At 65.6% G+C, this 7,746-nt stretch carries 8 protein-coding genes, 1 tRNA gene and 1 pseudogene; 3 read left to right on the plus strand and 7 right to left on the minus strand.

All coding sequences use genetic code 11. The annotated features are described in order from the left end of the window. A partial coding sequence (locus tag RMO04_RS13535; protein WP_309645298.1) for a PLP-dependent transferase occupies nt 1-1,508 on the plus strand: 1,508 nt, incomplete at its 5' end. A 94-nt stretch (nt 1,509-1,602) separates the two neighbouring features. On the opposite strand, the gene RMO04_RS21185 is transcribed toward RMO04_RS13535, so the two are convergent. From RMO04_RS21185 to RMO04_RS13545, 3 genes are all read right to left on the minus strand, one after another. Next, a complete protein-coding gene (locus tag RMO04_RS21185) occupies nt 1,603-1,902 on the minus strand; it encodes a DUF2798 domain-containing protein (RefSeq protein ID WP_405041506.1) in 300 nt (99 codons plus the stop codon). 34 nt (nt 1,903-1,936) lie between these two features. Then, nucleotides 1,937-2,443 (minus strand): DUF1993 family protein, encoded by a 507-nt coding sequence (locus RMO04_RS13540; RefSeq protein ID WP_309645299.1) that lies wholly within the window; start codon nt 2,441-2,443, stop codon nt 1,937-1,939. A 214-nt stretch (nt 2,444-2,657) separates the two neighbouring features. After that, nucleotides 2,658-3,611, minus strand: coding sequence for a helix-turn-helix domain-containing protein (locus RMO04_RS13545; RefSeq protein WP_309645300.1), 954 nt, complete (start codon nt 3,609-3,611; stop codon nt 2,658-2,660). Between the two features lie 493 nt (nt 3,612-4,104). Between RMO04_RS13545 and RMO04_RS13550 the strand changes: the two genes are divergently transcribed. Beyond that, nucleotides 4,105-5,628 (plus strand): alpha/beta fold hydrolase, encoded by a 1,524-nt coding sequence (locus RMO04_RS13550; RefSeq protein WP_309645301.1) that lies wholly within the window; start codon nt 4,105-4,107, stop codon nt 5,626-5,628. Between the two features lie 101 nt (nt 5,629-5,729). Here the strand turns inward: RMO04_RS13550 and RMO04_RS13555 are convergent, their stop codons facing one another. Together RMO04_RS13555 and RMO04_RS13560 are read right to left on the minus strand one after the other, a co-directional pair. Continuing rightward, nucleotides 5,730-5,996, minus strand: coding sequence for a MarR family transcriptional regulator (locus RMO04_RS13555; RefSeq protein WP_309645302.1), 267 nt, complete (start codon nt 5,994-5,996; stop codon nt 5,730-5,732). A 132-nt stretch (nt 5,997-6,128) separates the two neighbouring features. Beyond that, nucleotides 6,129-6,204, minus strand: a tRNA-Lys gene (locus RMO04_RS13560). Between the two features lie 95 nt (nt 6,205-6,299). Here RMO04_RS13560 and RMO04_RS13565 point away from each other — a divergent pair. Further along, the gene (locus RMO04_RS13565; RefSeq protein ID WP_309645303.1) at nt 6,300-6,650 is read left to right on the plus strand and encodes an Hpt domain-containing protein; all 351 of its coding nucleotides are present in this window, start codon (nt 6,300-6,302) and stop codon (nt 6,648-6,650) included. On the opposite strand, the gene RMO04_RS13570 is transcribed toward RMO04_RS13565, so the two are convergent. Both RMO04_RS13570 and RMO04_RS13575 read right to left on the minus strand, forming a co-directional pair. Next, the gene (locus RMO04_RS13570; RefSeq protein ID WP_309645304.1) at nt 6,623-6,955 is read right to left on the minus strand and encodes a chorismate mutase; all 333 of its coding nucleotides are present in this window, start codon (nt 6,953-6,955) and stop codon (nt 6,623-6,625) included. The genes RMO04_RS13565 and RMO04_RS13570 overlap by 28 nt on opposite strands. A gap of 12 nt (nt 6,956-6,967) precedes the next feature. After that, nucleotides 6,968-7,746, minus strand: a pseudogene (locus tag RMO04_RS13575) (LysR substrate-binding domain-containing protein); the annotation flags it as partial.

Raw genomic sequence — 7,746 nt, forward strand, 5'->3', positions numbered from 1 at the left:
CAGCCTCCTTCGCCGCGTTGACGGCCGGCTTGGGCGACGAACGCGCCGATCATCGTGTTCTTGCAGCATCTCGTTCGCCCAGGCTAAGGCGATCTCGCCTGAGTGACGGTAGGCCTCACGACGGCGTTCTATCGCAACCAACTCAGGTTGGTTGCCGAGGCGCTCAAAAGCTGCGAGCGGTGCGTTTCGAGCGTTGCCTAGAACGGAGTAGAGTCATGTCTGAGCGCGAACTGCACCCTGAGACCCTGGCGCTGCATGCCGGTTGGCGCGCCGATCCTTCCACGGGCTCGGTCGCGGTGCCGATTCACCAGACAACGTCCTACCAGTTCCGCGACACCGAGCACGCCTCGGCGCTGTTCGCCCTGCAGGAGTTGGGCAATATCTACACCCGGATCATGAACCCCACGACAGACGTCCTCGAGAAGCGCGTCGCGGCGATTGAGGGCGGCGTAGCGGCCCTGGGCGTGGCATCCGGGCAGGCGGCGTCGGCCATGGCCTTGCAGAACCTCTGCCGCGCCGGGGACAATGTCGTCAGTTCGACGGCGCTCTATGGCGGGACTTGGAACCTGTTCGCCAACACGCTGCGCGATCAGGGGATCGAGGTCCGGTTCGTCGATCCCGCGGAGCCGGAGAACTTCAGCCGCGCTACCGATGCCCGCACGCGCGCCTACTATGCCGAGACCTTGCCGAACCCAAGGCTGGAGGTCTTCCCGATCGCCGAGGTCGCAGCCATCGGGCGTGCGCTGGGTGTGCCCCTGATCATGGACAACACAGCCGCGCCCCTACTGTGCAGGCCCTTCGCGCACGGCGCGGCGATCGTGGTCTATTCGGCGACCAAGTATCTCGGCGGACACGGGACCTCGATCGGCGGCCTTATCGTCGACAGTGGCAGTTTCGATTGGGAGGCCGCTGGCGACCGCCAGCCGTCCCTCAACGGACCAGACGCCTCGTACCATGGTGCGGTGTGGACGCAGGCTGTGAAGCCGCTCGGTCCCATCGCATATATCCTGCGGGCCCGTACGGTCATGCTGCGCGACCTCGGCGCTGCAATCTCGCCGTTCAACTCTTTCCAGATCCTTCAAGGGATCGAGACGCTGCCGCTGCGCATGTCGCGCCATTGCGAGAACGCCGAGAAAGTCGCCGCTTGGTTAGCGAGCCGCCCTGGCGTGACACGCGTGATCCATCCCAGCCAGCAGGAAGGCGAAGCTCGCGTCAGGGCAGACCGGTATCTAAGCGGCGGCCGAGGGGGGCTGGTTGGCTTCGAGCTGGCCGGCGGCGTCACCGCGGGCCGCAAGTTCATTGACGGGCTGAAGCTTCTCTATCACGTGGCCAACATCGGCGACGCGCGGAGCTTGGCCATTCATCCCGCCTCGACCACACACTCCCAGCTCGACGTCGAAGCGCAGGTCGCCACCGGCGTGTCGCCTGGTTATGTGCGGCTGTCCGTCGGTTTGGAGCACATCGACGACATCATCGCCGATCTCGAGCAGGCGCTCGCCGCGACTTAAGTCGGGCTGCGGGCCGCCAGGCTTCACCGGCGCTCAGCGTCGCGGGCCTCGACAACAGTCGACCAGAATCGAACGCACTGCGCCCGCGCGCTTCTCAGAAGGTCCGCTTCCCGCACGGCGGCGAACGTCTGCAATTGGCGCGAAGCCATTGTAGTGGGAAACTACTTGAGAACCCCAGGTTAAGGGCGAGGACAAAGAACGAGATAAGGCCCGTTGTAATAACGCCCATCGTCAGGGCGAAGACGGAGGTCGAAAGGGTCAACCCGACCTCTGACTCGGTGACCCGCAACGAAGGCGACTCCTGCGTGTCGCTGCGGACACTGCTTCGTTCGGTGCTGGACGAGCTTTGGCGCATGGCTGAAGTTCGCAGAGAAATCGGCCACGATGTGAGCATGGGCCCTCTCGCGGATGTCCCTCCGTCAGCACGCCTATGAGGTCCCGAGATAGTCCTTCTTGCCGACCTCGACGCCGTTGTGCCGCAGGATCGCGTAGGCGGTCGTCAGGTGGAAGTAGAAGTTCGGCATCGCCTGATCGAGCAGGTAAGATTGTCCCATCACGATGCTGCTCTGGCCGCGCCGAACCAGGGTGATTTCACGATCCTCAGATCCATCGATCCGGTCAGGGGCAAACGTACCCACATAGGCGGCTGTCTTCTCCACCCGGGCGATCAAGCCGGCGAAGGTTTCCTCGTCGTCCGCCCACGCTGGCGGCTCCTCGCCGGCCAACCGCGCGATCGCCCCCTTGGCGAAGTCGGTGCAGATCTGGACCTGCCGGATGAGGGGGAACATGTCCGGATAAAGCCTGGCCTGCAGCAGCGCCGCAGGATCGAAGCTCTTTGCCTCAGCATGGGCGGCAGCCTTGGCCAGCACCGTGTTCAACCCCTTGAGCGCCCGAATGAAGATCGGCGCTGAGGCCTGGTGCAGCGATAGCGGCATGGTGACTCCTTGAGCGTCCCAGCGACACCCGAAGCGGTCCTATAACCAATGTCACTGGTTGTCGCGGCCTGAGCCGAACTCCGCAGCCTTCTCAAGTGGACGTAGGACTCACCGGCATCCCGAGGCCGAAAAATTCCGCTGGCTTCGAAGGGGCAGGTGCAGCCTCAAGCCTCAAGCGCCCCATAGGCCCCTGACCGCGATCGAGGCAGGACGTCTACTTCAACGACACGGCGCCAAACCGCTGCCGGTAGTCGCCTGGCGTTGCGTTCAAGCGTCTCAGGAAAGCGCGGTGCAAGGCGTCTAGGCTACCGAATCCGGACCGTTCCGCCACCCGGGCCAATGGCCATTCGGAGGTCTCGAGCAGGGCCTTGGCGCGATCAACCCTGGCCATTTCGACAAATGCGGCGGGCGTCGTACCGACGTCCTTCTGGAACACACGAGAAAACGTCCGCTCGGTCATGCCGACTCTCGCCGCTAGGGCTGGCAGGGTGTGGTCCCCTGATGGGTCCGCGCTGATTTCGGCGATCAACACCCTCAGCCTTGGCGTGGCCGTCGCCTGGACGTTGAGGCTGGCGCTGTACTGCGTCTGGCCACCCGGGCGTCGCATGAAAAGCACGAGGTTGCGCGCCACCGCTAGCGCGACGCTGGCGCCGCAGTCGGCTTCCACGAGCGACAGACAGAGATCGATGCCGGCCGTCACCCCGGCCGAGGTGTAGAACGGCGGGTCGGCTACGAAGATCGCGTCAGGTTCCAGGCGCACCTGCGGCCGAAATGTCCGCATCTCGTCGCACATCTCCCAGTGGGTGGTGGCCCGGCGACCGTCCAGCAGCCCCGATTCCGCGAGGACGAAAGCGCCCGAGCAAACGCTGCCGATGCGGCGCGTCGAGCCTCTTCGAAGCCGCAGCCACTCGAGGATCCCGGTCGGTCGCATGGCTTGCAGGCCCGACTCGCTACCGCCTCCTATCAGGATCGTATCGAGGTTCTCCGGAAGGTCGGCGAACGGCAGGGAGCCCGCCAACCTCAACCCCGAGTTCGTCGTGATTTCACCGCCGTTGGGGGACGCGAGAAATACGTCGTACCGAATTGGGGCGCCGTAGTTGTTGGCCATGGAGAACACTTCCAACGGCCCGGCGAGGTCGAGGGATTGGACGCCGTCGTAACCGATCAAGGCGACTTTCCGGGAAGCGTCGGCTGACGAGAACATGGCGTAAAGTGCGATAACTATGACATTTGCGCCAGCTAAATCAGGAGATAGGCCTAAGTCTTCGTTGAAACCCAAAACCCCGGAGACCTCTCAATGCCGAACAATTGCCCCTGCGAACCCTGCGCCTGCGACCCGTGCGCCTGCGCGACCGACGCCTGCGCCTGCGGTCCCGATTGCAAGTGCGGTGAAAGCTGCGCCTGCAACGCCTCAACGCGCGCGATCCAGGCAGCCTGAACCGCCAGCCGTCCGAGGCTGCCGATGAGCCTCGGACCGAGCTGCACAGGACTGCGGGATAGCCACTATGCGGCGGCCCGCTCGCCGCTCGCTGGGTGAAACTCGAGCTGAAGCAAGGCGCAGCCATGACATCGCCCAGAACCCTGCCGCCCCCAACTCCGGGGTGCGGCAGAGACGGGCCAAGGGGATAGATGGCGTCCGAGGCTGACGCCAGGAGGACGACATGGAATATCTCATAGGGCCGCTACTGGCGCTTGCGATCGGCGCCTTCGCCACCGCTGCTGGGTTCGACCGCGAACGCGCGTTCTACCCTGTCGTCATGATCGTGATCGCCAGCTACTACGTCCTCTTCGCGATCCTGAGCGGCTCGCTGAGCGCACTCGCCCTCGAGATATGGGTCCTGTGCGGGTTCGGCGCTGTCGCTGTCGCAGGGTTCAAGCGTAACCTCTGGCTGGTGGTCGCCGCTCTGCTGGGACACGCAGCGTTCGACTTGATCCACCCAGACCTGTTCGCGAGCACCGGGGCTCCGCGCTGGTGGCCAATGTTCTGCCTGACCTTCGACGTGACGGCGGCGTTCTGTCTGGCGGCGCGCCTTATGCCTGCCAACCGCCCCGCCGTGGAGGCGGAACTGCAAGCCGCCAAGGCATGCGAAGATCGTGGCTGTTCCCGTGAGGCGTTCCATCATCTTGAGCGGGCCCATGTGCTTGGCCAGACGTCCACCCTTGAGCATGTCCGCGTACACATGCGCATGCTGCGCTGGAGCCTTCGCTGGCGGGATCTGCGTGAAGCCCGTGGCCAGGTCCTGCGGATTGTCGGAGCCGCCAGCAAGACGGCCTTCGGCCTCGTGCCCGTGGGCAATACCGGCGGCGCCAATGTCAGTCCGTTCCGGTCGCTGCCAGTACCGCGGGACTTAGCCGCGCTAGGGCTGTCGACCCCTCGACTTGGGCTGCGGGCTCTGCTGGCGGCGGCGTTGCTCGCCGGGGCCACCTTCGGCGCAGGCGGGTCGGCCGCTGCGCCAAGGGACGTAAGGACCGCTGAGGTTGATGGGAGAACCGTTTCCTACCGGGTCCTTGGACAGGGCAGACCCGCGCTCGTCCTGATATCGGGCCTGGGCGACGGCATGGCGACCTTCGATCACGTCGCCATCGAGCTGGCAAAGACGGCGACGGTCATTGTCTATGATCGGGCCGGATACGGCGGCAGTCAGGCGGCGGCAACCCCGCGAGACGCGGCGACCGTGGACCGGGAACTCAGCGGCTTGCTCAAGGCCTCAGGGGTGGCGGCGCCATACGTGATCGGCGGCCACTCCATCGGTGGCCTTTACGCGGAGTTTTTCGCAGCCAATCACCAGAGCGATGTAGCAGGTTTGATCCTGGTGGATTCGAGGCCGGCCGACTTCACCGCACGCTGTGAGGCGGCGAAACTCAAGATGTGCGTCGTGCCACCCTCCATGGTCAGATTCCTGCCGAAGGCCGCGCAGGCCGAGCTCGGCGGCCTCGACGGGACGATCTCCCAAGTTGCCCGCATCAAACCTCGAGCGGGGATGCCGGTCCTCGTGATGTCGCGCTCAATCGGGCGCCGCGCCGCGCCGCTAGACGCCCTTTGGGCTACAGCGCAGGAGGATCTCGCCGGTCGATATGCGGGGGCCCGGCATATGACCGCGCCGGCCGGCGGCCACTACATCCATCGCGACGAGCGCGGTTGGTTTGTCAGCAACGTATTGGCGTTCTTGGCCTCGATACCTTGATCGCGAACCATGGACGGATGTCCGAGGGCGAGACGCCGAACGATCGAGAGCCTCAAATGTCCACCATCCGACAACGACTCGACGTCGGCTGTTGGCCCATCTCAGCCTTTCAGCGGAGTCCAGGCGTCGTCGACGCCAGCTCTGGCCCGCAATTCACGTCCGGCGTCGGTAAGGGCGACGATAACCTGGCGTTCGTTTGCGGGGTTGCGGGCGCGCTGGACCAAGGCGGCGCTCTCGAGCCGCTTGAGCAACGGCGTGAGGGTGCTGGACTCCAGACCCAGCTGATCGCCCAGCCGCCCAACGGTCTGGCGGTCCTCGCGCCACAGGACGTTCAGCAGCAGGTACCGCGGGTATTCCCACGGATGCAAATCATGGCAGGTTTGTCTGACCTATAGTTTTGACCGACATCAGACGGACATCCGTTGGACCCCAACTTGGCCCCCATGGCGAAAGCTGCTTCGGCGGCCTTCGATTTACACCAATCTTTTCAAGGAGAAAGATGGTGGGTGCAGTAGGATTCGAACCTACGACCCGCTGATTAAGAGTCAGCTGCTCTACCAACTGAGCTATGCACCCGATCGTCGTTCGGATCCTTTCGGAGCCCGGCGGCGAGGGCGCGGAACATACGCGAAGCGCGGCCGAAAGCAAGGCGTGGGGACGGGGGAAATTTCATGGCCAGGCGAGACCTCACCGGAGCGGTGAATTTCCGTTATCTGGAAGACTTTGCGCGCGGCGACGAGGCCATGATCGACGAGGTCCTGGCCCTGTTCCGGGAACAGGCGGCCATGTGGTCGGGGATGCTGGATCCGGCCTCCGAGGGCTGGCGCGACGCCGTCCACACCATCAAGGGCGCGGCGCGGGGCGTCGGGGCCTTCGATCTGGGGGACGTCTGCGCGGCGGCCGAGGAATCGGGACCCACGGGGCTGGACGCCGTGCGCGACGCCTTGGACCTGGCCCTGACCGACATCGCCGCCTACGCCCACGAGCGGGCTATTCAGTCGTTGCGCACGCCGCGCAGCTGATCCCAGACGCCGAACTCATAGGCGATGCAGCGGTCGATCAGCAGTCGCCAGACCGGTTCGGCTATGCCTTCCGACAGGCCCGCGGCGCGGGCGTTGGCCTTCACCTTGGTCACCACATCCTCGATGCGGGCGGTGTCCAGCACGGTGGCGCGGTCGGTCTTGATGCGGGCGGCGGCGTCCATGTAGCGCTGACGCTCAGCCAGCAGCAGGACCAGGGTGCGGTCCAAGGCGTCCACGCCCTTGCGGACGTCAGCCATGGTCTCGCAGTCGGCGGGGAGGGGCCGGTCTTCAACGACTAGGTTCATGAGGCTCTAGGACTAAATCCCCGCGCCGTTGTCCAGGGCTCTCAGCGCGGCTTCGTGAACCTCGGCCTCGGCGGCGATCCAGGTGATGAAGGCCTTGACCTGCGGCAGCCGGCCCTTGCCTTCGGATGGACCACGTAATAGGCGAAATCCACCGCCGTCGCGATGTCCAGCGGGGTGATGAGCCGGCCGGCGTCGAGGTCGGCCTGGGCCAGGGTGCGCTTGGCCAACGCCACGCCGCGGCCGTTGATCGCGGCCTCGATCACCATGCTGGACTGGTTGAAGCGCGGACCGCGCGCGCCGTCGATGCTGCGCAGGCCTCTGGCGGCCAGCCACATGGTCCAGTCGGGGCAGGAATCGTCGGGCTCGGGCGAACCGTCGTGCAGCAGGATGTGGTTGGCGAGGTCGGCCGGCGTGTTCAGCGGCTGGGTCTCGGCCAGGCCGGGGCTGAGAACGGGAATCACCGTCTCGCCGATCAGCCGGCGGACTTCGAGGCCCGGATAGCGCCCGGCGCCGTAGCGGATGGCGATGTCCACCTCGCCGGCGGTGAGGTCGACGAGTTCCAGGCCCGCCGACAGCCAGACGTCGACCTGGGGATGCAACTCCTCGAACCGTCCCAGGCGCGGCACCAGCCACTTGGCGGCGAAGGACGGCGCGGCGGTGAGCGTCAGCCGTCGACCGTCCACGGCCGCGGTCAGCATGGAGGCGGCCTCGGCCAGGCGGTCGAAGGCCTCGCGCAGGGCGGGCAGGGCGGTCTGGGCGGCGTCGGTCAGCAGCAGGCCCTTGGGGGTACG

The organism is Phenylobacterium sp., from assembly GCF_031412415.1.
Taxonomy (GTDB): Bacteria; Pseudomonadota; Alphaproteobacteria; order Caulobacterales; family Caulobacteraceae; genus Phenylobacterium.